The following is a 22,886-nucleotide window of genomic DNA, read 5'->3' on the forward strand; positions in this document are numbered from 1 at the left end:
GGGCTGGCGCGGCCCCGGATAGGCGTGCGGCGCACGCGGCGCGCCAGGCCATGCAACGAAGTCCTGCGCTAGGGTAATCCCGGGTGTTTTGATGGCGGGAATTTGTCTACATTTAATTGTCATTACAAATGTCCAATTGAATCAAATAAACATACAGGAATCACCATGCAGTCAGCCATTGAAGTAAGCCCCCAGCGTTTTCGTGCGTCCTATGGCCGTTATCTCGAAGACTTCGAGGTGGGGCATGTCTATGAGCACCGCCCGGGGCGCACCATCACCGACAACGACAACATCCAGTTCTCGCTGATGACGATGAATGCCCATCCGATGCACTGCGATGCCAACTACGCCTCCAAGAGCGAGTTCGGCCGCCTGCTGGTCAACAGCGGCCTGTCGCTCGCCGTCGTGCTGGGCATGACCGTGAACGACGTGAGCGCCAAGGCCATTGCCAACCTGGGCTGGAAGGAGATCCGTCTCACCGCGCCCGTGTTCGGCGGCGACACGCTGTATGCCGAATCGGAGGTGCTGGAGGTGCGCGCGTCCAAGAGCCGGCCGACCCAGGGCATCGTCACGACGCGCACCCGCGGCTTCAACCAGGATGGCGTGATGGTGATGGAGTTCATCCGCATGTCCCTCATCCCGCGCCGCGGGCACGGCGTGGGCGACTGAGCGCCGCGCACCCGCCCATCCTTCTCACGACAACCAGGAGACAACTGTCATGCGACTTCCGCTTCGCGCTCTTCGCGCCGCGCTCGCGGCGCTTGGGCTTTCCGTGCTGGGCAGCGTGGCCCACGCGGGATACCCCGACAAGCCCATCCGGCTGGTGGTGGGCTTTCCTCCGGGACAGGCCACCGACATGATTGCCCGCGTGGTCGCCAAAAAACTGCAGGACGCGCTGGGCCAGCCCGTGGTGGTGGACAACAAGCCCGGCGCCGCGGGGATCATCGGGTCGGAAATCGTGGCGAAATCCGCGCCTGACGGCTACACGCTGCTGGTGGGCTCCAGCGGCACCATGGCGATCAACCCCAGCCTGTATTCCAAGCTGTCCTACCACCCGCTCAGGGATTTCGCGCCGATCAGCCTGCTGTCCGTCGTGCCTCTGTTCCTGGCAGTGAATCCGTCGTTTCCCGCGCAGACGGCGGCCGACCTCGTCAAGCAGGCGAAGGCCGCGCCGGGCAAGATCAACTACGGCTCCGGCGGCAGCGGCGTGACCAGCCACCTCACCATGGAGTTGCTCAAGCATGCGCAGGGCATCGATCTCACGCATGTGCCCTACAAGGGCAGCCCTGCGGCGGTGACGGACCTGATCGGCGGGCAGATCAACGCCATGATCGACACCGGCCCGGCCCTGCTGCCCCACATGCGCACGGGCAAGCTGCGCGTGCTGGCCGTGGCCAGCGAAAAGCGCAACCCGGCCGCGCCCGGCGTACCCACGATGGCGGAGGCGGGCCTGGGCAACTTCGTGGCGCCTGCCTGGGTCGGCCTGTCCGCGCCCAAGGGCACGCCCAAGGAAATCGTCGATGCGCTCTACAAGGCGCTGAGCAGCAACTGGCGCGATGCCCCGGACGTGAAGGAGCAGCTCAACGCGCTGGGCGCCGAGCCGGCGCTGATGACGCCGGACGAGTTCGCCAGGTACATCCAGGCGGAAATCGACAAATGGGCGCTGGCCGTGAAACTGTCCGGCGCCAAGGTGGATTGAGCGCGCCATGACACATTCGGATCCCCAAATCGCAGCGGCCGCTGGTGCCGAGCCCCTCATGGCGGACACGCTCTCCGCGCAGATCGCAGCCTGGGTGCACGGCTTTCGCCTGGCCGACGTACCGCACGAAGTCCGCACACGCGCCACACACCTGATGCTCGATGCGCTGGGCATCGGCCTGGCCTCCACGCAATGGGATTTCTCGCGCCGCACGCTCGATGGCCTGCGTGAACTCGCCGGCCCAGGCGGCGACGTGCCCGTGATCGGCCAGGGCCAGAACCTGCCGCTGCGCGACGCGGTCATCCAGAACGCGCTGCAGATCCACGGCCTCGACTACGACGACACCCACCCCTCCGGCGTGATCCATGCCACCACCTCGGTGCTGCCCGCCGTGCTGGGCCTGGCCACGCGGCTCGGTGCGAGCGGCGAGGCCCTGCTGGCTGCCTATATCGTGGGCATGGAGGTGGCTACGCGCCTCGGCACTGCGGCCAGGAGCGGCTTTCACCAGGTGGGCTTTCACCCCACGGGGCTGATCGGCACCTTCGGTTGCACCCTGGCAGCGGCGCACCTGCTGCGGCTCGACGTGCCGGCCATGGTGAATGCGCAGGGCATAGCGCTGTCCGTTGCTTCTGGCAGCCTGGAGTGCCTGGAGGACGGCGCCTGGACCAAGCGCCTGCACCCCGGATGGGGCGCTGCCGCGGGGATCACGGCGGCCACGCTTGCCAAGCAGGGCTTCATCGGCCCGGCCAGGGCGTATGAAGGCCGTTTCGGCCTCTACGCGAGCCACCTGGGGGCCGAGTTGCTGGCCAAGGCCGACCTCGGCATGGCCACGGCGGGCCTGGGCCGGGTGTGGGAGGTGATGAACGTGGCCATCAAGCCCGTGCCGGCCTGCCACTTCACGCACGCGTTTGCCGATGCGGCCTCCATCCTCTCGCCCCAGTGGGGCGGGGCGCCAATCCGGCGCATCGTCGCGCGGGTGCCTCCGGGCGCCATGAAGGCCGTGTGCGAGCCCATCGGGAAGAAACTGCGCCCGGCCAACGCCTATGACGCGCAATTCAGCGTGCCGTACTCGGTGGCCACGGGCTTGCGCCGGGGGCGTTTTTCACTCGACGCGCTGGACGAGTCCGCCTACACCGATCCCGAAACGCTGGCCATCGCCGCGCTGGTGCAGTGCGAGCCCGACCCCACGGCTGACTTTCCCCGCTATTTCGGCGGCGAGGTGATCGTGGAACTGGCCGATGGCCGCACGCTGCGCCACCGCGAGCCCATCAACCGCGGCGCGCCGGGCCGGCCCATCGCCAATGCCGACATCGTCGCCAAGTTCCACGAAAACGCCGCGCGCGCCGTGGACCGCTCCCACGCCGATCACGTGCGCCACGCCGTGCTCGGTATCGAAGGCGGCCAAGCCGCCGCATTGTCCCGTCTGCTGGGCGTGAAGGCCCGCATGGAGAACGCATGACCACAAGCACCCCCCCCATCGCCCACGACCCGGAGCAGGAAGGCCTGATCCTGGACATGCTCGACCGCTTCCTCGCGGTCGAGGTCAAGCCCCACGTGCACCGGCTGGAGCACGACGACGTATATCCCGCGGACATCGTCGAGAAGATGAGGGAGATGGGCCTGTTCGGCTGCCTCATCGCGCCTGAGTACGGCGGCCTGGGCCTGTCCACCACCACTTACGCCAAGATCATCGAGCGCATGTCGAGGGTGTGGATGTCGATCTCCGGCATTGTCAATTCGCACCTCATCATGGCCATGGCCGTGCAGCGCGCCGGCACAGAGGCGCAGAAGCGCGAATTCCTGCCGCGCTTCGCCACCGGGGAACTGCGCGGCGGCGTGGGCCTGACGGAGCCCGATGCGGGTACCGACCTGCAGGCCATCCGCACCGTGGCCCGGCGCGAGGGCGACCACTACGTGGTCAACGGCAGCAAGATGTGGATCACCAACAGCATGTACGGCAACTGCCTTGCCCTGCTGGTCAAGACCGACCCCAAGGCCGAGCCGCGCCACAAGGGCATGAGCCTGCTGATCGCCGAGAAGGGCGAGGGCTTCATCGTGAGCAAGAAACTCGAGAAGCTGGGCTACAAGGGCATCGATACCTGCGCTCTGAGCTTCGAGAACTACCGCGTGCCGGCAGACCGGCTCGTGGGCGGGGTGGAAGGCAAGGGCCTGCAGCAGGTGCTGGGCGGGCTGGAGCTCGGCCGCATCAACGTGGCGGCGCGCGGGCTGGGCATCGCGCAGGCCGCGCTCGAAGAGGCCGTGGCCTATGCCCAGGTGCGCAAAACCTTCGGCAAGCCCATCGCCGAGCACCAGGCCATCCAGCTCAAGCTGGGCGAGATGGCCACGCGCACGCAGGCGGCGCGCCTGCTCGTGTACGCGGCTGCCGAGGCGTTCGACCGTGGCGAGCGCTGCGACATGGAGGCCGGCATGGCCAAGTACTTCGCCACCGAGGCCGGCCAGGAGAATGCGCTGGAGGCCATGCGCATCTTCGGCGGCTACGGCTACTCCAAGGAATACAACGTAGAGCGCCTGTACCGCGACGCGCCGCTGCTGCTCATCGGCGAAGGCACCAACGAACTGCAGCGCATGATCATTGCCAAGCAGCTCATCGAGAGGAACCCCGCATGAGCGCCGTGCAATCTTCCCTCTACGGCGCAGAGGCCCAGGGCGTGGCGGCGCCGCCTCTTGCGGGCGTGCGCATCATCGCGGTCGAGCAGTACGGCGCGGGGCCCTTCGGCACCCAGCATCTGGCGGACCTGGGAGCGGAGGTGATCAAGATCGAGAACCCGCACGACGGCGGCGACGTGGGCCGGGCCGTGGGGCCCCATTACTTCGGGCCGGGCGACAGCCACTTCTACCAGTCGTTCAACCGCAACAAGAAAAGCATCACGCTCGACCTGAAAACGGCGCAAGGCCAGGAGGTGCTGCGCGCCCTGGCGGCCGATGCCGACGTGGTGTTCAACAACCTGCGCGGCGATCTGCCGGCCAAGCTGGGCCTGACCTACGACCGGCTCCGGGACGTGAACCCGCGCATCGTGTGCGGCCACCTGTCGGCCTATGGGCGCACAGGCTCGCGCGCTGCCTGGCCGGGCTACGACTACCTGATGCAGGCCGAGGCGGGCTACCTGTCGCTCACCGGCGAGCCCGACGGGCCGCCCGCGCGCATGGGGCTGTCCATCATCGACCTCATGACGGGCACCACGGCCGCCATGGGGCTGCTGGCCGGCGTGATCAGCGCGCGCGCGAGCGGCCAGGGGCGCGACATCGACGTGAGCCTGTTCGACGTGGCCCTGCACAACCTGGCCTACGTGGCCACCTGGTATCTCAATGCCGGCAAGGCCATCGGCCGCGAAGCGCGCTCCAGCCACCCTTCCCTCACGCCGAGCCAGCTCTACAGGACGCAGGACGGCTGGATCTTCCTCATGTGCAACAAGGAGAAGTTCTGGGGCGTGCTGGCCGAGTGCATCGGCAGGCCCGAATGGGCACAGGCGCCGCATTACAAGACCTTCAAGGACCGGCTGGCCCACCGCGACCGGCTGACCGCCGAGCTGGATGCCGTGCTCCAGACCGCCACCACGGCGCAGTGGATGGAGCGCTTTGCCGGCAAGGTGCCCGCGGCGCCCGTGTACGACGTGCAGCAGGCGCTGGACAGCGGCTTCGTCGCGGAGCAGGAGCGCGTGCTCGCGTTCGACCACCCCGGTGGGCCGGTGCGCATGGTGGCGTCTCCGGTGCGCGCGGGCGCCCATCCCGTGCGGTCCGCGCCGGCCATGGGGGCGGACACCGAGGCGGTGCTCCGGCAGGCCGGGTACGATGAGCAGGCCATTCTTCGGCTGCGCGAACATGCCGTGATATGACCCTTGATGCCGGATCCAACCCCCACCACTCACCCAATCCCGCCCTGCAGGGCAGTCAGCCCCGCTATGTCCAACTGGCCCAGACCTTGCTGAACGAAATCGAGAGCGGCCACTACCCCGTGGGCTCGCAGCTACCCACCGAATTCGAGCTGTGCGAGCAGTTCGGCGTGAGCCGCTCCACGGCCCGCGAGGCGGTCAAGCGCCTGGTCCAGCTGGGGCTGGTGGTGCGCCAGCCGCGCGTGGGCACCACGGTGCGCGCGCGCACCGCGACCACCGGGTACCGGCAGAGCATGGCCGACGTGAGCGACCTCTACCAGTACGCCACCGAAACGACGCTGGTGATCGAGTCCCGGGCCACGGTGCAGATCGATGCGGAGCAGGCGCAAAGCCTCGAGGCCACGGCCGGCGAAACCTGGCTGAACCTGCACGGGCGCCGCCACGCCCGCACGCCGTCCGGCGAGCCGGCCGCCCCCATCTGCGTGACCGAGCTGTGGCTGCATCCCGCCTTCCGCTCCATTCAGGGCATACAGGGGGCGCTGCAGGGGGCCGTCCATGCCGCGATCGAGCAGCAGTTCGGCGAGCTGATCACCGAGGTGGAGCAAGAGATCCGCGCAGTGGCGCTGAACAAGGCCGATGCCGAGGTGCTGGGCGCGCCGGCGGGCAGCCCCGGGCTCTGGGTGCGCCGCCGCTACCGCAACCGCATGGGGCAGCTCGTGGAACTGGCCACCAGCATTCACCCGGCCGATCGCTTCAGCTACACCACGGTGCTGCGCCGTGAATGGGGCGTGGGCGGAAAGGGCGATGCGGCATGAGGGGGCAATGGACTGCGCTCACGGTGACCCTGGCCATACAGGCCATGGTGGCCATGGCCGTGCTGACGCTGCCCGTCATGGCGCCGGCCGTGGCGCAGGCCCTGGGCGCCTCGGCGGCGTATACCGGCGTCTACGTGGCCATCGTCTATGCGGGGGCCATGGCGGCGAGCCTGGCCGGAGGCACGGCCGTGGCGCGCTGGGGCGCCATCCGCGTCAGCCAGGCCGGGCTCGTGCTCTGCGCCGCGGGGCTGGCGCTGTGCGCCGTGCCGTCGCTGGCCGCCATGGCGCTGGGGGCCTTCCTGATCGGGCTGGGGTACGGCCCCATCACGCCGGCCAGCTCGCATCTGCTGGCCCGCACCACGCCGGCGCACCGCATGTCGCTGGTGTTTTCGATCAAGCAGACGGGCGTACCCCTGGGCGGCGTGCTGGCGGGCGCCATCGTGCCGGGGGTGGCCGTGGCGGCGGGCTGGCAGGGGGCGCTGCTGCTGGCGGCCGCGGCCAACCTCGCCTGCGCGCTGATCGCCCAGCCGCTGCGGCCCGCGCTCGACGAGGACCGCGACCCGCGCCGCCCGCTGGTGCTGGGCAGCCTGGCGCAGCCGATCCGGGTGGTGCTTTCGCACCCGGCGCTGCGCATGCTGGCGGGATGCTCCTTCGTCTTCTCCATGGCCCAGCTGTCGCTCACGACCTACCTCGTGACCTACCTGCACGTCACCCTGGCCTATACGCTGATAGAAGCGGGCCTGGCGCTGTCGGTGGCGCAGACGGGCGGCATGGTGGGGCGGGTGCTCTGGGGCTGGATCGCCGACCGCTGGAGCGGCGCGCGCCGCGTGCTCTGCGCCCTGGCGGTGCTGATGGCGCTCTCTGCCATTGCCACGGCCGTGCTGCAGCCCGGCACGCACTACCTGCTGGTGCTGGCGGTGCTGGTGGTGTTCGGCGCGTCGGCCATCGGGTGGAATGGCGTCTACCTGGCCGAGGTGGCCCGGCAGGCGCCGCCGGGGCTCGCCAGCGTGGCGACCGGCGGCACGCTGGCCATCACGTTCTTCGGCGTCGTGCTGGGGCCGCCGGCTTTCGGCGCCATGGTGGGGCTGTTCGGCACCTACCGCGCCAGCTTCGCGCTGCTGGCGGTGCCGACGCTGCTGTGCGTAATCGTTCTGCTGCAGGGCGCACGCGGCCATGCGGTCGCGATGCGGGCACCTTGACTGTTTTGTTCTGGCCCGGAGTTTCTTCGCATGATCGACCGCAGTTTCCTGTTCGTCCCCGGCGACCGTCCCGAACGGTTCGACAAGGCCCTGTCTGTCCAGGCCCATGCCGTGATCCTGGATCTGGAAGACGCGGTGGCGCCGCAGCGCAAAACCGAGGCGCGCAGCGCCGTGGCCACTTGGCTGCGGGCCGCGCAGGCGCGCGTCTACGTGCGCATCAACCCCCTTGGCACGCCGTGGCACGAGGAGGACTGCTCGGTGCTCGCATCGCCCGCGGTGCGCGGGGTCATGCTGCCCAAGGCCGAGTCCGCGGCGGACGTGGCGCGCGTGGCCGCGCAGCTGGGCGAGGGGCAGGATTGCATTCCCCTCGTGGAAACGGTGGCGGGCTGGTTCGAGGCACCCGCCCTCGCGCGCGTGCCGCGCGTGCGCCGGCTGGCGTTCGGCTCGTTCGACTTCATGTCCGACTCCGGCATCCGGGGCGACGGGCCGCAGCTCGATACCGTGCGCAGCCAGCTCGTGCTGGTGTCGCGCCATGCGGGGCTGCTGCCGCCCGTGGATGGCGTGTCGCTGGCCATCGACGATGCCACGCAGCTGGAGGCGGACGCCCGCCGTTCCCTGCTCTGGGGTTTTGGCGGCAAGCTGTGCATCCACCCGCGCCAGGTGCCGGTGGTGCATGCTGCGTTTGCCCCCACCGAGGCGGAAGTCGCCTGGGCGCGCCGCGTGGTGGACGCACTGGCCGCCGGGCCGCTGGGTGCGATCGCCGTGGACGGCAAGCTGGTGGACAAGCCCGTGGCGCAACTGGCGCAGGCCATCCTGCAAGAGGCCGCGGCGGGCTGAAGCGGCAGCCCGCGCGCCGCATTCCTGCGGGGTGGGACGGCGCGCATTGACGCCGGCCGGGGTGGCGCGCACACTGCCTGCGCCTGTTGTCCCCCACGATCGATCCGGCTTTCATGACATCCCGAAACGACCCCGCCGCCGTGCCCGTGGCCACGGCGGACGACCTGCGCGAGCGCATCCGCCGCAAGGCCCACCTCAAGGGCCGCCAGCCCGAGCCGCAGGCCCTGGCCGATGTGCAGGCCCTGATCGGCCCGCGCCCGCCCGAGGGCCATGCGCGCGACCTGCTCATCGAGCACCTGCACCTCATCAACGACCGCCACGGTGCGCTGCACGAGCGCCACCTGGTGGCGCTGGCGCGCCTCATGAATCTGCCCATGGCCGAGGTCTACGAGGTCGCGAGCTTCTACCACCACTTCGAGATCCTGCGCGATGGCGAGCAGCCCGCGCGCCTGGTGCTGCGCGTGTGCGACAGCCTGTCCTGCCAGCTGGCCGGCGCCGGCGAACTGCTGGCCCGCTTGCCCGGGCGCCTGCGCGCCCTGGGCCATGGCGACGTGCGCGTGCAGGCCGTGCCCTGCGTGGGCCGCTGCGAGCAGGCGCCCGTGGCCGTGGTGCACCAGTGCCCCGTGCCGCACGCTACGGCAGAGCGCGTGCTGGCGCAGGTGGATTTGATGCCGGAAAGGGCTCCGGCCCTTCACCCGCAATCGCCGGCAGCTATGGTTTTCGATGCGGTGCCGGAGTCCGCCATCACCCGTGGCGGCGAGGGCGTGGCGCCCGCATGGGTGGGGCTGGCCGCCTACCGCGCGCGGGGCGGCTACCGGCTGGCCGCCGACGTGGCGCAGGGCCGCGTGCCGCGCGATGCCGTGCTCGCGGCCATGGAGGACTCGGGCCTGCGCGGCCTGGGAGGTGCGGGCTTTCCGGCGGGGCGCAAGTGGCGCATCGTGCGCGAGCAGCCAGCACCGCGGCTCATGGCGGTGAACATTGACGAGGGCGAGCCCGGTACCTTCAAGGACCGCACCTACCTGGAGCGCGACCCGCACCGCTTCCTCGAAGGCCTGCTCGTCGCCGCGCTGGTGGTAGGCACCGAGGCCTGCTACGTCTACCTGCGCGACGAATACCACGGCTGCCGCGCCATCCTGCAGCAGGCCCTGGCCGAGCTGCGGGCCGACCCGCCCTGCGCGCTGCCCGCCATCGTGCTGCGCCGCGGCGCGGGCGCGTACATCTGCGGCGAGGAGTCCGCGATGATAGAAAGCATCGAGGGCAGGCGCGGCGAGCCGCGCATGCGCCCGCCCTACATCGCCCAGGTGGGCCTGTTCGGCCGGCCCACGCTGGAGCACAACTTCGAGACCCTGTACTGGGTGCGCGACATCGTGCAGCACGGCCCGCAGTGGTTCGCGGGCTTTGGCCGCCATGGGCGCCGGGGCCTGCGGTCGTTCAGCGTGAGCGGGCGCGTGAAGGAGCCCGGCGTCAAGCTCGCGCCCGCGGGCATCACGCTGCGCGAGCTGGTAGACGAGTACTGCGGCGGCATGGCCGAAGGGCACGAGCTCTACGCCTACCTGCCCGGCGGCGCCTCGGGCGGCATCCTGCCGGCCCGCCTGGCCGACGTGCCGCTCGACTTCGACACGCTGCAGCCGTACGGCTGCTTCATCGGCTCGGCGGCCGTCATCGTTCTGGGCCGGAACGACCGCGCGCGCGATGCGGCGCTGAACGTGATGCGCTTCTTCGCGCACGAGAGCTGTGGCCAGTGCACGCCCTGCCGCGTGGGCACGGACAAGGCCGCGCGGCTCATGCAGGCGCCCGTCTGGGACGGCGACACGCTCGACGACCTGGCGCTGGTGATGGCCGACGCCTCCATCTGCGGCCTGGGCCAGGCCGCGCCCAACCCCATACGCTGCATGCACAAGTACTTCGCGCACGAGGTGGGCGAGGGCCCCTGGCCCGGCGACCTGCCGCCGCCGCGCGGCGGGGTGCGCACCGAGCGCATTCCGCCCGCCACCCCCGGGGAGGCCACGCCATGAGCGCCATACCCTTCGAGCTCGACGGCCGGCCCGTGCAGGCCGAGCCGGGCGAGACCATCTGGCAGGCCGCCAGGCGTCACGGCGTGCAGATACCGCACCTGTGCCACACCGACGGCCTGCGCCCCGACGGCAACTGCCGCGCCTGCGTGGTCGAGATCGCGGGCGAGCGCACGCTGGCGCCCAGCTGCTGCCGCGCGCCCACGCCCGGCATGCAGGTGCAGGCCCGGAGCCCGCGCGCGCGAAAGAGCCAGCAGATGGTGCTGGAGCTGCTGCTGTCCGACATGCCGGACAGCGGCTACAAGTGGAACGATGCTTCTGAAAACGTAGCTGAAAGCACTTTCCAGGCGGGCGCTACAGGCCAATTTGGTTCAGAATCCGTGGGCCAGCATGGCGAGCTGAGTGCTTGGGGCCATGCGCTGGGCGTGGCCGTGCGCCCGGCGCTGGCCGCGCTGCGCCGCGCGCAGCCCGCGCCCGACCCGAGCCACCCGGCCATGGCCGTGCAGCTCGACGCCTGCATCCAGTGCACGCGCTGCGTGCGCGCCTGCCGCGAGGTGCAGGTCAACGACGTGATTGGCTACGCGCTGCGCGGCGCGGACGCGAAGATCGCCTTCGACCTGGATGACCCCATGGGCGAGAGCACCTGCGTGGGCTGCGGCGAATGCGTGCAGGCATGCCCCACGGGCGCCCTGAGCCCCAAGACCCACGTCGGCTCGCAGAAAGTGGACCGCAAGGTGGACTCGGTGTGTCCGTTCTGCGGCGTGGGCTGCCTGGTCACCTACAACGTGCGCGGCGAAAAGATCATCAGCGTGGAGGGCCGCGACGGCCCGGCCAACCGCGGCCGCCTGTGCGTGAAGGGGCGCTTCGGGTTCGACTACGCGCACCACCCTCAGCGCCTCACGGTGCCGCTGGTGCGCAGGCCCGGCGCCGCCAAGGACTGGCAGGGCCAGGCGCGGCCCGACGACTGGCGCGAGGTCTTCCGCGAGGCCAGCTGGGACGAGGCCCTGCAGCTCGCCGCGGACGGGCTGCGCCGCCTGCGCGACGGCCATGGCCCCAAGGCGCTGGCCGGCTTCGGCTCGGCCAAGGGCAGCAACGAGGAGGCCTACCTGTTCCAGAAGCTCGTGCGCACGGGTTTCGGCAGCAACAACGTGGACCACTGCACGCGCCTGTGCCATGCGTCCAGCGTGGCCGCGCTGCTCGAAGGCGTGGGCTCGGGCGCGGTGAGCAACCCGGTGCGCGACGTGGAGCATGCCGAGCTCATCCTCGTGATCGGCTCCAACCCCACGGCCAATCACCCGGTGGCCGCCACCTGGATGAAGAACGCCGCGAAGCGCGGCGCCAAAATCGTGCTGGCCGACCCGCGCGTGACCGACATCGGCCGCCACGCCTGGCGCGTGCTGCAGTTCCGGCCCGACACCGACGTGGCCATGCTCAACGCGCTGATCCACACCGTGATCGAGGAGGGGCTGGCCGACCAGGACTTCATCCGCGAGCGCGCCCTCAACTACGAGGCCCTGCGCGAGAACGTGCGCGCCTACAGCCCCGAGGCCATGGAGCCGGTCTGCGGCGTGCCGGCCGCCACGCTGCGCGAGGTGGCGCGCGCGTTCGCCCGGGCCAGGGGCGCGATGATCCTGTGGGGCATGGGCGTGAGCCAGCATGTGCACGGCACCGACAACGCGCGCTGCCTGATCGCGCTGTCGGCCATCACGGGCCAGATCGGCAAGCCCGGCACGGGCCTGCACCCGCTGCGCGGCCAGAACAACGTACAGGGCGCGAGCGACGCGGGCCTGATCCCCATGATGTTCCCCAACTACCAGCGCGTGGACAACGCCGAGGCGCATGCGTGGTTCGAGCGGTTCTGGGGCATGCCGCTCGACGACCGGCCCGGCTACACCGTGGTCGAGATCATGCACAAGGCCCTGGTCGGCGACGACGACCCGCACAAGGTGCGCGGCATGTACATCATGGGCGAGAACCCGGCCATGAGCGACCCCGACCTGAACCACGCGCGCCAGGCGCTCGCCAGCCTCTCGCACCTCGTGGTGCAGGACATCTTCCTGACCGAGACCGCCTGGCTGGCCGACGTGGTGCTGCCCGCCAGCGCCTGGCCCGAGAAGACCGGCAGCGTGAGCAACACCGACCGCATGGTGCAGCTGGGCCGGCGCGCGCTCGCGCCGCCGGGCGACGCGCGGCCCGACCTGTGGATCATTCAGCAGATCGCGCGGCGCATGGGCCTGGACTGGGCCTACGAGGGCGAAGAATCGGGAGTGGCCGCCGTCTACGAGGAAATGCGCCAGGCCATGGCCGGCGCCATCGCCGGCATCGGCTGGGAGCGGCTCGCGCGCGAATCCAGCGTCACCTACCCCTGCCTGTCGGCCGACGACCCAGGCCAGCCCATCGTGTTCGGCGAGCGCTTTCCCACGCCCACGGGCCGCGTCACGCTGGTGCCGGCCGACATCATCCCGGCCGACGAGCGGCCCGACGCCGACTACCCGCTGGTGCTCATCACGGGCCGGCAGCTCGAACACTGGCACACGGGCAGCATGACGCGGCGCTCGGCCGTGCTCGACGCCATCGAGCCGCACGCCACGGCCTCGCTGCACGGCGACGAGCTCGCGCGCCTGGGGCTGGCGCCGGGCGACTGGGCCAGCGTCCGCTCGCGCCGCGGCGCCGTGCGGGTGCGGGTGCGCCGCGACGACGGCACGCCGCGCGGCGCGGTGTTCATGCCCTTTGCCTACGTGGAGGCGGCGGCCAACCTGCTGACCAACGCGGCGCTGGACCCGTTCGGCAAGATCCCCGAGTTCAAGTATTGCGCCGTCGCCGTGCGGGGCATTGACGCGGGCGCGCCGGCCACGGCGTAAAGTGGCGGGCATGTCGCCTCGTCCCCGCATCTCCGTCGCCGTGGTCATGCGCCGCGAGCTGTTGAACAACCGCTGGCAGCCCTGGCGCTGGTCCCCGGCCGAGGTGGTGCCGCACGAGGAGCCGTTCGGCAGCGCGCCGCGCCTGCTGCACCAGGACGAGGCCGAGCAGCGCTGGCTGTTCCCCGCGTTCGACGTGGAGCTGTTCCGCGACGACGCCGAGGGCTACTACCTGAACCTGAGCGCGCCCCAGCCCTGCTGGTTCGTGCACTGGCGTATGGACGACGAACCCGGGCCCGACGGCGAGCAGCTGGCGCGCCCCGTGGACGTGAGCCTGAGCTACCACGACGCGGGCCGCTGGCTGGATGCGCAGGAGAACGTGGACCAGCTGCCCGTCTCCGCCGCCGTGCGGCAATGGCTGCAGGCCTTCGTGGAGGCGCATTACCAGCCCGAGCCCAGGCGCCGGCGCCGGCCCCAGAGCTTTCGCTCGCTGACGGACCGCTTCGGCAACCCGGCCTCGGTCTCCACCGGCAAATCGCGCGGAGGCGGCGCTCAGGGAGAGTGCGGCCATGGCTGAAGGCTTTCTGGATCGCTGGTCGCGGCGCAAGCAGCAGGCGCGCGCGGGCGAGCCCGCGGGCGCGCCGCCCGCCGAAGCCGCCGGCGGAGACGACGTGCCGCCCCCTGCCGAGGCCGCGCCAGCACCCGAACCCGTCGCACCGGTTCCAGCGCCCACGCTGCAGGACGTGCAGGCGCTCACCCACGAGTCCGACTTCTCGGCCTTCGTGGCGCGCGGCGTGGCGCCCGAGGTGCGCAACGCGGCCATGAAGAAGCTGTTCGGCGACCCGCGCTTCAACGTGATGGACGGGCTGGACGTCTACGTCGAGGACTACACACGGCCCGACCCCCTGCCCCTGGCGGCGCTGCGCCAGCTCGCCAGCGCCAAGGTCCTGGGGCTGGTAGAGGAAGACCCTCGGGGGCATACCGGCGCCGCGGACGCTGTGGCACAGTCGGGGGTATGCAAAGCCATTCCTAGCCAGCAGGTCCTGGCTGCCGCGCCGCCGCAAGGCGCGCATGGCGCCGGGCCTGTCAGCCAAGCCGCCGATGCCCAAGACCCTGATATGCGACTGCAACCGGACCATGCCCCTAGACCCCAAGGCCCTGGGGACGGCGCTGCATGAGGAGCTGACGCTCCACTCCACCCTCTGCCGGCGCGAGGCCGGCGCCTTCCAGCAGGCCGTGTGCAGCGGCCAGGCGGTACTCGTCGCCTGCACGCAGGAAGAACGCCTGTTCACCGAACTGGCCGGGCGGACGCAGGGCGCCACCTCGCCCCTGCGCTTCGTCAACATCCGGGAGACCGGCGGCTGGAGCCGCGATGCGAGCCAGGCCGGCCCCAAGATCGCGGCGCTGCTGGCGGCGGCGCACCTGCCCGAACCAGAGCCCGTGCCCGCCGTCGCCTTCGAAAGCGGCGGGCGCCTCCTGATCATCGGCGCGCTGGACGCGGCCGAGCGCGCGGCCGCGCTGCTGGACGATGTACTGGACGTGACGCTGTTCACGCAAGGGCCCGGCGAGGCGGGCGGCGGGCAGGAGCGGCGCCATCCCGTGCTGGGCGGGCGCATCGTCGCGCTCACGGGCTGGCTGGGCCGGTTCGAGCTGCAATGGCTGGCCGACAACCCCATCGACCTGGACCTGTGCACGCGCTGCAATGCCTGCGTGGCGGCATGCCCCGAAGGCGCCATCGGGCTCGACTACCAGATCGACATGGCGGCCTGCACCGGCCACCGCGACTGCGTGAAGGCCTGCGCCGTGGCCGGCGCCATCCGCTTCGACCGCGAGGCCGAACCGCAATCGCAGAGCTTCGACCTGGTGCTGGACCTGCGCCCGGCCGGGGCCAGTCCCACTTTCCTGCAGCATGCGCCGCCGCAGGGCTACCTGCGCTGGGACGGGCAAAACCTTCAGGCGCTGCTGCGCCTGCGCGAGCTGGTGGGCGAATTCGACAAGCCCAAGTTCTTCAACTACAACCAGAAACTCTGCGCCCACAGCCGCAACCGCGAGGTGGGCTGCAGCGCCTGCGTGGACATCTGCTCGGCCGAGGCCATCGCGAGCGATCCGGCGCGCCAGCAGGTGGTGGTCAACCCCCACCTGTGCGTGGGCTGCGGCGCCTGCACCACGGTCTGCCCCACGGGGGCCATGGGCTATGCCTACCCGAGCGCACAGGACATGGGCGCGCGCATCCGCACCCTGCTGGCCACCTATCAGCAGGCCGGCGGCCGCCAGCCCGGCCTGCTGCTGCACGACCAGGAAAAGGGCCGGCAACTGGTGCACGAACTCGGGCGCGCGGCCCAACTGGGCGTGGCCCATGGCGTGCCGGCGCACATGATGCCCGTGGCCCTGTGGCATACGGCCAGCACGGGCCTGGACCTGTGGCTCTCCGCCATCGCCCAGGGGGCGGCGCAGATCGTACTGCTGCTGACCGGCGAGGAGGCGCCCCAGTACGCCGAGGCCCTGCGGGCGCAGATGGAGGTGGCGCAGGCGCTGCTGCGGGACCTGGGCTATGCGGGCACACACCTGCATTGCGTGCATGCGCGCTCGGCCACGGACCTCGACGCCGGCTTGCGCGCCCTAGACGGCCAGCGTGGCGCCGTGCCAGTGCAGGCCGCGCGCTTCGCGCCCACGAACGACAAGCGCGCCACGCTGGAACTGGCGCTGGACCATCTGCTGGCCCATGCGCCCGCGGCCGCCTTGCCCGAGGCGATCGCATTGCCCGGGGGGCCGTCGCCCTGGGGCACGGTGGTGGTGGACAAGGACCGCTGCACCCTGTGCATGAGCTGCGTGAGCGCCTGCCCGGCCAGCGCGCTGCAGGACAACCCGCAGGCGCCGCAGTTGCGCTTCATCGAGCGCAACTGCGTGCAGTGCGGTCTGTGCGAACGCACCTGCCCCGAGGGCGCCATCGCGCTGCAGCCGCGCCTGCTGCTCACGCCCGAGCGCGGCCAGCCGCGCCTGCTGCACGAGACCCGGCCCTACGGCTGCATACGCTGCGGCAGGCCGTTCGGCACGCTGCAGGCCGTGGAGGCCATGCTGGGCCGGCTGGCCGGCCACCCCATGTTCCAGGGCGAGGCGCTGGAGCGCCTCAAGATGTGCGGCGACTGCCGCGTGATCGACCTGTACTCCGCTCAGAACGAAGTGAAAGTGACCGACCTGTGAGCTCCACCACGGCCCATCTCACCGCCCCGCCCACGACCACGGCGCTCGACGAGGAAACCGCGCGCGCCGAGCTCTACGGCCTGCTGGCGCAGCTGTACTACGCGCCGCCCGAGCCCGGCCTGCTGGCGGCGCTGCGCGTGGCGGTGACCGAAGCGCCCGCCAGCGGCGCCTTCCTGCAGGAGCCCTGGCAGCAGCTCGTGGCCGTGGCGCGCGAGATGGTGGACGGCGCGGTGGCCGACGAATACGACGCGCTCTTCGGCGGCGTGGGCAAGCCCGAGGTCTACCTGTACGGCTCGCATTACCTGAGCGGCTTCCTGAACGAAAAGCCCCTGGCGCGCCTGCGCGCCGACCTGCAGGGCCTGGGACTGGCCGCGCCCGAGGACATGCCCGACACCGAGGACCACATCGCCTGCCTGTGCGAGGTGATGCGCTACCTGATCGCGGGCGACGATGGCGGCGTGTGCCACCTCCAGTCGCAGCGCACCTTTTTCGCCGGGCACCTGCAGCCCTGGGTGCAGCAGCTGTGCGATGCGCTGCAGGCCCAGCCGCGCGCGCGCTTCTACGCGGCGCTGGCGCGGTTCACCCGCGCCTTCATGGAGGTGGAGGCGCAGGGCTTCGACATGCTGGAGTAGGGCTGCGCCGTCGGCGGGGGCCATGGGGGTTGGCGGCGTTGCCGTCGCGCTGCCAATGCCATAGACTGTATGAAAACGGATGCATACGCTGCGCGGAATTTTGCATCTCTTGCCCGTGTCTTACTGGAGACAACCATGCAAAACAACCAGTCCCCACCGTCGCGCCGCCGCTTCTTCGCAGGTGCCGCCACCGTCGGCGCCGCAGCGGCGGCCGTGGCCACTCTGCCCCGCATGGCGGCGCAGGAGCTGCCGGCGGCCGCCCGGGCGCCGCGCGCGACGCCCGAGCGCGGCGGCGGCTACCACGAGTCGGACCATGTCCGCCGCTACTACGACACCACCCGCATCTGATGCGGACCAGCGGGGCCTGCCATGTTGCTGACCAAGAAATCTTCCCATGCGCCGCAAGGCGTGCAGACATCTTCCCCCTTCGTGCATAGCCTGCGCCGCGGACTGTCGCAGGCCCTGCCCACCATGGATCGCCGCGCCTTCCTGCGCCGCTCCGGCTTGGGTGTGGGCGTGGGCATCGCCGCTTCGCAGCTCACGCTGGTGCGCAAGACCCAGGCCGCCGAGGGCGCCAGGCCGGGGCTGGGCACGACCAAGGTCGAGGTGCGCCGCACCGTGTGCACCCACTGCTCCGTCGGCTGCGCCGTGGATGCGGTGGTGGAGAACGGCGTCTGGGTGCGCCAGGAGCCGGTGTTCGACTCGCCCATCAACATGGGCGCGCATTGCGCCAAGGGGGCATCCCTGCGCGAGCACGGCCATGGTGAATACCGCCTGCGCTATCCCATGAAGCTGGTGGGGGGCAAGTACGAGCGCATCAGCTGGGACCAGGCGCTCGATGAGATCGCGGCCAGGATGCAGGAGCTGCGCAAGGCCAGCGGCCCCGACAGCGTGTACTTCGTGGGCTCGTCCAAGCACAGCAACGAGCAGTCCTACCTGATGCGCAAGTTCGTGAGCTTCTGGGGCTCCAACAACTGCGACCACCAGGCGCGCATCTGCCACAGCACCACGGTCGCCGGCGTGGCCAACACCTGGGGCTATGGCGCGATGACCAATTCGTACAACGACATGCAGAACAGCAAGTGCGCGTTCTACATCGGCTCCAACGCCGCCGAGGCGCACCCGGTGAGCATGCTGCACATGCTGCACGCCAAGGAAAACGGCTGCAAGATGATCGTGGCCGACCCGCGCTTCACGCGCACGGCGGCCAAGGCCGACCTGTACGTGCGCTTCCGCTCCGGCACGGACATTCCGGTGCTGTTCGGCCTGCTTTATCACATCTTCAAGAACGGCTGGGAAGACAAGAAGTACATCAACGACCGCGTCTACGGCATGGACAAGATCCGCGAGGAAGTGATGGCCAAGTGGACGCCCGACAAGGTCGAGGAGGCCAGCGGCGTGCCCGAGGCCGTGCTGGCCCAGGCCGCCGAGATGATGGCCAAGAACCGGCCCTCCACGCTGGTGTGGTGCATGGGCCAGACCCAGCACTCCATCGGCAACGCCATGGTGCGAGCCTCGTGCATCGTGCAGCTGGCGCTGGGCAACGTGGGCGTGCCGGGCGGCGGCGCCAACATCTTCCGCGGCCACGACAACGTGCAGGGCGCCACCGACATCGGCCCCAACCCGGACTCGCTGCCCGGCTACTACGGCCTGGCCGAGGGCTCGTGGAAGCATTTCGCCAATGCCTGGGGCGTGGACCTGGACTGGATCAAGAGCCGCTATGCCTCGCCGGCGATGATGGCCAAGAACGGCATCACGGTGTCGCGCTGGATCGACGGCGTGCTGGAGAAGAACGAACTCATCGACCAGGATTCCAACCTGCGCGGCGTGTTCTTCTGGGGCCACGCGCCGAACTCACAGACGCGCGGCCTCGAGATGAAGCGGGCCATGGACAAGCTCGACCTGCTGGTGGTGGTCGATCCCTATCCGTCGGCCACGGCGGCCATGGCCGCCATGCCCGGCAAGCCCGAGGACCTGAACCCCAACCGCGCCGTGTACCTGCTGCCGGCCTGCACCCAGTTCGAGACCAGCGGTTCGGCTACGGCCTCCAACCGCTCGCTGCAGTGGCGCGAGAAGGTCATCGAGCCGCTGTGGGAGAGCCGCAGCGACCACATGATCATGTACCAGCTCGCGCAGAAGCTGGGCTTCGGCAAGGAGCTGGTCAAGAACTACCAGATGCAGAAGGTCAAAGGCATGGACGAGCCCGTGCCCGAGGACATCCTGCGCGAGGTAAACCGCTGCTGCTGGACCATCGGCTACACCGGCCAGAGCCCGGAGCGCCTGAAGGCCCACATGCGCCACATGAGCGCCTTCGATGTGAAGACGCTCAAGTGCACGGCCTCGGTGGTCGACAAGGAGTCCGGCTACGACATGAAGGGCGACTACTTCGGCCTCCCCTGGCCTTGCTGGGGTACGCCGGAGCTCAAGCACCCGGGCACGCCCAACCTGTACCAGACCACCCGGCACGTCATGGACGGCGGGGGCAACTTCCGGGCCAACTTCGGCGTGGAGCGGGACGGCGTCAACCTGCTGGCCGAGGATGGCTCGCATTCGCTGGGCGCGGACATCACCACCGGCTACCCCGAGTTCGACCACGTGCTGCTCAAGAAGCTGGGCTGGTGGGACGACCTCACCGAGGCCGAGAAGAAGGCGGCCGACGGCAAGAACTGGAAGACCGACCCTTCGGGCGGCATCATCCGCGTGGTCATGAAGGTGCATGGCTGTTATCCGTTCGGCAACGCCAAGGCGCGCGCCGTGGTGTGGAACTTCCCCGACGCGATTCCGCTGCACCGCGAGCCCATCTACGGCACGCGCCCCGACCTGGCGGCCAAGTACCCCACGCACGACGACAAGAACGCCTTCTGGCGCATGCCCACGCTCTACAAGAGCCTGCAGGAGAAGAACGTCGCCGACAGGCTGTACGAGAAGTTCCCTCTCATCCTCTCGTCCGGCCGCCTGGTTGAGTACGAGGGCGGTGGCGAGGAGACGCGCTCCAACCCCTGGCTGGCGGAGTTGCAGCAGGAGGCCTTCGTCGAGATCAACCCCAAGGCCGCGGCCAGCCGGGGCATACGCAATGGCGACCGGGTCTGGCTCAGCACGCCCACGGGCGCTCGCCTGAACGTGCAGGCCCTGGTGACCGAGCGCGTGGGACCCGACACCTGCTGGATGCCGTTCCACTTCTCCGGGCGCTGGCAAGGCCAGGACATGCTGGCCTACTACCCCAAGGGCGCGCACCCGGTGGTGCGCGGCGAGGCGGTCAACACCGGCACCACCTATGGCTACGACAGCGTGACCATGATGCAGGAAACCAAGACCACGATCTGCAACGTGGAACGCGCGTAAGGCGGCACAAGGCATAAGGAGACGGCGATGGCACGTATGAAATTCATCTGCGACGCGGAGCGCTGCATCGAATGCAATGGCTGCGTGACGGCGTGCAAGAACGAGCACGAGGTGCCCTGGGGCGTGAACCGCCGCCGCGTGGTCACGCTCAACGACGGCGTGCCCGGCGAGAAGTCCATCTCGGTGGCGTGCATGCACTGCAGCGACGCACCCTGCATGGCCGTGTGCCCCGTCAACTGCTTTTACCGCACCGAAGAGGGCATCGTCCTGCACGACAAGGACGTGTGCATAGGCTGCGGCTACTGCAGCTATGCCTGCCCGTTCGGTGCACCGCAGTTCCCCGCGCAGGGCACCTTCGGCGTGCGGGGCAAGATGGACAAGTGCACCTTCTGCGCGGGCGGCCCCGAGGAGCATGGCAGCCAGGCCGAGTTCGAGAAATACGGCCGCAACCGCCTGGCGGAAGGCAAGCTGCCGGCATGCGCCGAGATGTGCTCCACCAAGGCCCTGCTGGCCGGCGATGGCGACGTGGTGGCGGACATCTTCCGCACCCGCGTGGTCCAGCGCGGTAAGGGCGCCGAGGTCTGGGGCTGGGGCACGGCCTATGGTTCCAGGCAGGCCGGCCAGCCGCCGGCGGGAGCGAAGTCATGATGAAGCGCGCATGGCATATCCTGGGCGCCGTCGGCGCCATGGCGGTTCTGGCGGCCTGCGGCGAGAAGCCGCAGACCGGCGCCGGCGTGCAGCACGGCGCGCCGCTCTACCAGGGCACGGGCAGCCAGTTCATGGCCCCGGGCTGGAAGGCCGGCGATGCGAGCAGCTGGCAGCAGGAGCTCAAGGCACGCATGCAGCACGGCCAGAACGAGTACAACCGCGTTCGTTGATGCGAGGTCCGCCATGAAACACCTCTTGTGTGCGCTGCTCGTCGCTTGCGGCGGCGCGTGGGCTCAGGCGCCGGCGGAGCCCGCCAGCGGCGCGGCGCCGGCTGCCGCATCCACTGGGCTGGCGCCGGTCGCGGGCGTCAAGGGCCAGAACATCTTCGACGTGAAGCCCGACGCCAGCGAGGAGCCGGGCTATGCCGCCCAGACCAACGCCGAGCGCGCCAAGGTCCAGCCGGGCAACAACGCGCCCGTGTGGCGCCAGGTGCGCGAAGGCACCACGGGCTACAGCAGCCTGCCCCGGTCCCAGGCGCCCGAGGCGGGCAACCTGATCCAGCCGTTCGCGCAATATCCCGGCTCGCGCTACACCACGGCCGGCCAGGCCTGGCGCGAGGTGCGCAACAACTGGATCATTCCCTACGGCGCGGCGCTCCTGGGCATCACGGTGCTGGCGCTGGCCATCTTCTACCTGTCCAGGGGAGCCCTGGGGCGCGAGCCGGCCGATGGCAGCGGGCGCAGGATAGAGCGCTTCACGCCGTTCGAGCGCGCGGCGCACTGGTGCAATGCCACGGCTTTCGTCACGCTGGCCCTCACGGGCATCGTCATGGCGTTCGGCAAGTTCTTCCTGCAGCCCGTCCTGGGCCAGCAGCTGTTCGGCTGGCTGGCCTTCGGTTTGAAGAACGTGCATAACTTCATGGGCCCGCTGTTCGCCGTGTCGCTCACGGTGATCGTCCTCACCTTCGTCAAGGACAACATCGCCAGCCGCGCGGACTTCGTCTGGCTGTCCAAGGCCGGCGGCATGTTCAGCAACAAGGAGGTGCCGTCGCACCGCTTCAACGCGGGCGAGAAGGGCATGTTCTGGTGGGGCATCACCATACCCGGCGTGTTCGTCGTGCTCTCGGGCCTGGTGCTCGACAGGCTGATCCCCGGCTGGGGCCTGGTGCGCGCGGAGATGCAGATCGCGCACATGGTGCACGCCACCCTGGCGGTCTGGATGATGGCGCTGCTGCTGGGCCACATCTACATGGGCACCATCGGCATGCGCGGCGCCTTCAAGGCCATGAAGACCGGCTACGTGAGCGAGGCCTGGGCGCGCGAGCACCACGAGCTGTGGGCCGATGACGTGCGCAGCGGCAAGATCCCTGCACAGCGCAGCGGCCCGGCACGTGCCGAGGCCGCCGCGCCCGCCAAGTCTGCCCTGGGAGGAACGCCATGATCTCCGTTTCGTCGTCTCTGGCCCGGCGCTGCGCCGCGGGCCTGGCCCTGGGGGCGCTGGCCTGCGTGGCCGCCGCCAAGCTGCCGCCGCTCACGCCGCAGGCGCAGGCCAAGGCGGCTGAGGCCGCGGCCAAGGCCGCGTGGGCGGGCAAGGTGGACGCCTACAAGCTGTGTCTGGCGCAGGACCGGGTGGTGGCGCAGTACCGCCGCACGGCCCAGGATGTCAGGCCCGCCGCCGCCATGCCCGCCTGCGCCGATCCCGGCCCTTTCAGCTACACGCCTCCGCCGGAGGCTCCCGCCTCCGCCCCGAAGTCCTGACTGCCGGCCGCATGCCCGCGCCATGCGGGAGTTCC

Annotated in this window: 20 protein-coding genes; all 20 read left to right on the plus strand. The window is 70.2% G+C overall.

All coding sequences use genetic code 11. The features are described from left to right. Positions 1-165 precede the first annotated feature (165 nt). The 20 genes from ALIDE2_RS05180 to ALIDE2_RS05275 all read left to right on the plus strand — a co-directional run bounded on the left by ALIDE2_RS05180 (position 166) and on the right by ALIDE2_RS05275 (position 22,851). Entirely contained in the window at positions 166-669 is a 504-nt protein-coding gene (locus tag ALIDE2_RS05180; RefSeq protein WP_013520199.1) for a MaoC family dehydratase, read from the plus strand. Between the two features lie 49 nt (positions 670-718). Next, the gene (locus ALIDE2_RS05185) at positions 719-1,699 is read left to right on the plus strand and encodes a Bug family tripartite tricarboxylate transporter substrate binding protein (protein ID WP_013520198.1); all 981 of its coding nucleotides are present in this window, start codon (positions 719-721) and stop codon (positions 1,697-1,699) included. Between the two features lie 7 nt (positions 1,700-1,706). Continuing rightward, complete coding sequence (locus ALIDE2_RS05190; protein ID WP_013721552.1) at positions 1,707-3,158, plus strand: MmgE/PrpD family protein; 1,452 nt, start codon at positions 1,707-1,709, stop codon at positions 3,156-3,158. Next, positions 3,155-4,327, plus strand: a complete 1,173-nt coding sequence (locus tag ALIDE2_RS05195; protein ID WP_013520196.1) for an acyl-CoA dehydrogenase family protein — start codon at positions 3,155-3,157, stop codon at positions 4,325-4,327. The genes ALIDE2_RS05190 and ALIDE2_RS05195 overlap by 4 nt, the downstream gene beginning before the upstream one ends. Further along, positions 4,324-5,553 carry a CaiB/BaiF CoA transferase family protein gene (locus ALIDE2_RS05200; protein ID WP_013721553.1) on the plus strand — a complete coding sequence of 410 codons (1,230 nt, stop codon included), beginning with the start codon at positions 4,324-4,326 and terminating at the stop codon, positions 5,551-5,553. Before ALIDE2_RS05195 ends, ALIDE2_RS05200 begins: the two co-directional genes overlap by 4 nt. Then, the gene (locus ALIDE2_RS05205) at positions 5,550-6,365 is read left to right on the plus strand and encodes a GntR family transcriptional regulator (protein WP_013721554.1); all 816 of its coding nucleotides are present in this window, start codon (positions 5,550-5,552) and stop codon (positions 6,363-6,365) included. The genes ALIDE2_RS05200 and ALIDE2_RS05205 overlap by 4 nt, the downstream gene beginning before the upstream one ends. After that, a complete protein-coding gene (locus tag ALIDE2_RS05210) occupies positions 6,362-7,564 on the plus strand; it encodes an MFS transporter (protein ID WP_013520193.1) in 1,203 nt (400 codons plus the stop codon). Before ALIDE2_RS05205 ends, ALIDE2_RS05210 begins: the two co-directional genes overlap by 4 nt. A gap of 30 nt (positions 7,565-7,594) precedes the next feature. After that, positions 7,595-8,401: an HpcH/HpaI aldolase/citrate lyase family protein gene (locus ALIDE2_RS05215; protein WP_013520192.1), complete on the plus strand. Its 807-nt coding sequence runs from the start codon at positions 7,595-7,597 to the stop codon at positions 8,399-8,401. 113 nt (positions 8,402-8,514) lie between these two features. Further along, positions 8,515-10,416, plus strand: a complete 1,902-nt coding sequence (locus ALIDE2_RS05220) for an NAD(P)H-dependent oxidoreductase subunit E (RefSeq protein ID WP_013721555.1) — start codon at positions 8,515-8,517, stop codon at positions 10,414-10,416. Beyond that, the gene (fdhF, locus tag ALIDE2_RS05225; RefSeq protein WP_013721556.1) at positions 10,413-13,274 is read left to right on the plus strand and encodes a formate dehydrogenase subunit alpha; all 2,862 of its coding nucleotides are present in this window, start codon (positions 10,413-10,415) and stop codon (positions 13,272-13,274) included. The genes ALIDE2_RS05220 and fdhF overlap by 4 nt, the downstream gene beginning before the upstream one ends. A 10-nt stretch (positions 13,275-13,284) precedes the next feature. Beyond that, positions 13,285-13,848 (plus strand): DUF3305 domain-containing protein, encoded by a 564-nt coding sequence (locus tag ALIDE2_RS05230; protein WP_013721557.1) that lies wholly within the window; start codon positions 13,285-13,287, stop codon positions 13,846-13,848. Then, on the plus strand, positions 13,841-14,449 hold the full coding sequence (locus ALIDE2_RS05235) for a DUF3306 domain-containing protein (RefSeq protein ID WP_013721558.1): 609 nt from the start codon (positions 13,841-13,843) through the stop codon (positions 14,447-14,449). Before ALIDE2_RS05230 ends, ALIDE2_RS05235 begins: the two co-directional genes overlap by 8 nt. Then, positions 14,409-16,472, plus strand: coding sequence for a 4Fe-4S dicluster domain-containing protein (locus tag ALIDE2_RS05240; RefSeq protein ID WP_013721559.1), 2,064 nt, complete (start codon positions 14,409-14,411; stop codon positions 16,470-16,472). Before ALIDE2_RS05235 ends, ALIDE2_RS05240 begins: the two co-directional genes overlap by 41 nt. After that, positions 16,469-17,104 carry a TorD/DmsD family molecular chaperone gene (locus tag ALIDE2_RS05245; protein WP_013721560.1) on the plus strand — a complete coding sequence of 212 codons (636 nt, stop codon included), beginning with the start codon at positions 16,469-16,471 and terminating at the stop codon, positions 17,102-17,104. Before ALIDE2_RS05240 ends, ALIDE2_RS05245 begins: the two co-directional genes overlap by 4 nt. A gap of 135 nt (positions 17,105-17,239) precedes the next feature. Further along, positions 17,240-17,452 carry a formate dehydrogenase gene (locus tag ALIDE2_RS05250; protein ID WP_013520185.1) on the plus strand — a complete coding sequence of 71 codons (213 nt, stop codon included), beginning with the start codon at positions 17,240-17,242 and terminating at the stop codon, positions 17,450-17,452. 21 nt (positions 17,453-17,473) lie between these two features. Then, positions 17,474-20,446, plus strand: a complete 2,973-nt coding sequence (locus ALIDE2_RS05255) for a formate dehydrogenase subunit alpha (protein ID WP_013721561.1) — start codon at positions 17,474-17,476, stop codon at positions 20,444-20,446. A 27-nt stretch (positions 20,447-20,473) separates the two neighbouring features. Next, positions 20,474-21,094 (plus strand): formate dehydrogenase FDH3 subunit beta, encoded by a 621-nt coding sequence (fdh3B, locus tag ALIDE2_RS05260; RefSeq protein ID WP_013520183.1) that lies wholly within the window; start codon positions 20,474-20,476, stop codon positions 21,092-21,094. Beyond that, positions 21,091-21,324 (plus strand): hypothetical protein, encoded by a 234-nt coding sequence (locus tag ALIDE2_RS05265; protein WP_013520182.1) that lies wholly within the window; start codon positions 21,091-21,093, stop codon positions 21,322-21,324. Before fdh3B ends, ALIDE2_RS05265 begins: the two co-directional genes overlap by 4 nt. Before the next feature lie 13 nt (positions 21,325-21,337). Continuing rightward, positions 21,338-22,534, plus strand: a complete 1,197-nt coding sequence (locus ALIDE2_RS05270) for a formate dehydrogenase subunit gamma (RefSeq protein WP_013520181.1) — start codon at positions 21,338-21,340, stop codon at positions 22,532-22,534. Next, positions 22,531-22,851, plus strand: a complete 321-nt coding sequence (locus tag ALIDE2_RS05275) for a hypothetical protein (protein ID WP_013721562.1) — start codon at positions 22,531-22,533, stop codon at positions 22,849-22,851. Before ALIDE2_RS05270 ends, ALIDE2_RS05275 begins: the two co-directional genes overlap by 4 nt. Positions 22,852-22,886: the final 35 nt, after the last annotated feature.

Origin of the sequence: Alicycliphilus denitrificans K601, assembly GCF_000204645.1 — a bacterium.
GTDB classification, from domain to species: domain Bacteria; phylum Pseudomonadota; class Gammaproteobacteria; order Burkholderiales; family Burkholderiaceae_C; genus Alicycliphilus; species Alicycliphilus denitrificans.